This is a genomic window from Streptomyces sp. PU-14G, from assembly GCF_041028275.1.
Lineage (GTDB): Bacteria > Actinomycetota > Actinomycetes > Streptomycetales > Streptomycetaceae > Streptomyces.
In genome coordinates this window covers 1-1,583 of sequence record NZ_JASKYT010000670.1, presented here as the reverse complement: position 1 = coordinate 1,583, position 1,583 = coordinate 1, and the positions used below count along the sequence as shown (strand labels likewise).

The 1,583-nt window shown below is 70.9% G+C and carries 1 protein-coding gene; it reads right to left on the bottom strand.

Annotated elements, in window-relative coordinates; genetic code table 11:
* Nucleotides 1-148 precede the first annotated feature (148 nt).
* Nucleotides 149-1,528 carry a GntP family permease gene (locus AB8Z75_RS34565; protein ID WP_369209045.1) on the bottom strand — a complete coding sequence of 460 codons (1,380 nt, stop codon included), beginning with the start codon at nt 1,526-1,528 and terminating at the stop codon, nt 149-151.
* Nucleotides 1,529-1,583 lie beyond the last annotated feature (55 nt).

Below are 1,583 nucleotides of genomic sequence, written 5' to 3'. Positions count from 1 at the left end.
CTCCTTGACGAGCCAGAATCCGGCGTCGTTGACGTGGCTGAAGACCCCCCCCCCCCCCCCCCCCCCCCCCCCCCCCCCCCCCCCCCCCCCCCCCCCCCCCCCCCCCCCCCCCCCCCCCCCCCCCCCCGCTGAGGGGAAGGCGGTTCGGTTACACCACCAACGAGAGCAGCAGCAGGAGCACCAGCGCCACGACGGAGATGATGGTCTCCATCACCGACCAGGACTTGATGGTCTGGCCGACGTTCATGCCGAAGTACTCCTTGACGAGCCAGAATCCGGCGTCGTTGACGTGGCTGAAGAAGAGCGAACCCGCGCCGACGGCGAGCACGACGAGAGCGGCCTGCGCCGTGGACATGTCGGCGGCGAGCGGCGCCACCAGCCCCGCCGCGGAGACGGTGGCGACCGTCGCGGACCCGGTGGCCAGCCGGATGCCGACGGCGATGAGCCAGCCGAGCAGCAGCGCGGGAATGGACCAGTCCTGCGAGACGTCGAGGATCATCTGGCCGATGCCGACGTCGACGAGCGTCTGCTTGAAGCCGCCACCGGCGCCGACGATCAGCAGGATGCCCGCGATCGGCCCGAGGGAGGAGCCGACGGTGGACGACAGCCTGTCCTTGGTGAACCCGGCGGAGCGGCCGAGCGTGAACATGGCCACCAGCACGGCGACGAGCAGCGCGATCATCGGATCGCCGACGACGTCCATGACGCGCTGCACCGTGTTCTCGGCGTCGTCGATGACGATGTCGGTGAGCGCCTTGGCGAGCATCAGCACGACGGGCAGCAGCACCGTGGCGAGCGTGATGCCGAAGCCGGGGCGCTTGTCCAGCTCTGTGCTGGCCCGTTCGGGGACGACGCCCTCGGGCGGGGTCGTGTCGACCCAGCGTGCGGCGACCTTGCCGAACAGCGGGCCCGCGACGACCAGCGTCGGAATGCCGACGACGAGGCCGAGCGCGAGCGTCACACCGAGGTTGGCGTCGATGGCGTCGATGGCCACCAGCGGACCCGGGTGCGGCGGGATCAGCCCGTGCATCACGGAGAGCCCCGCCAGCGCGGGGATGCCGACCCGCATCACGGAGTAGTTGCCGCGCTTGGCGACCAGCAGCACGACGGGGATCAGGAGGACCAGCCCGACCTCGAAGAACATCGGCAGCCCGACGATCCCGGCGATCAGCGCCATGGCCCAGGGGATGGTGCGCTTGCTCGCCCTGGCCAGGATGGTGTCGACGATCTGGTCGGCACCGCCGGAGTCGGCGAGGAGTTTGCCGAGGATGGCGCCGAGGGCGATGAGCACGCCGACACCGGAGACGGTGTCGCCGAGCCCGGTGGTGAAGCTGGAGATGGCCTTGTCCAGGGGCGCCGCCGCCACGGCGCCCAGGACGAGGGAGCCGACGGTCAGCGACAGGAACGCGTGCAGCTTGAACCGCGTGATGAGCAGGACGATGACGGCGATGCCGACGAGGGCGGCGATCCCCAACTGCGCGTTGCCGGCGGACGTGATGGGGTCGGGCTGCGACCCCGCGGCCAGCATCTCGACGCTGAGATGTCTCACGGCTCTTCCTTCTTCGCTGTGGGTGGGGTGGGGG

Bases quoted from the DNA above. Each gene is read 5' to 3' on its own strand.
- AB8Z75_RS34565 (WP_369209045.1), bottom strand. From the start codon at position 1,528: ATGCTGGCCGCGGGGTCGCAGCCCGACCCCATCACGTCCGCCGGCAAC.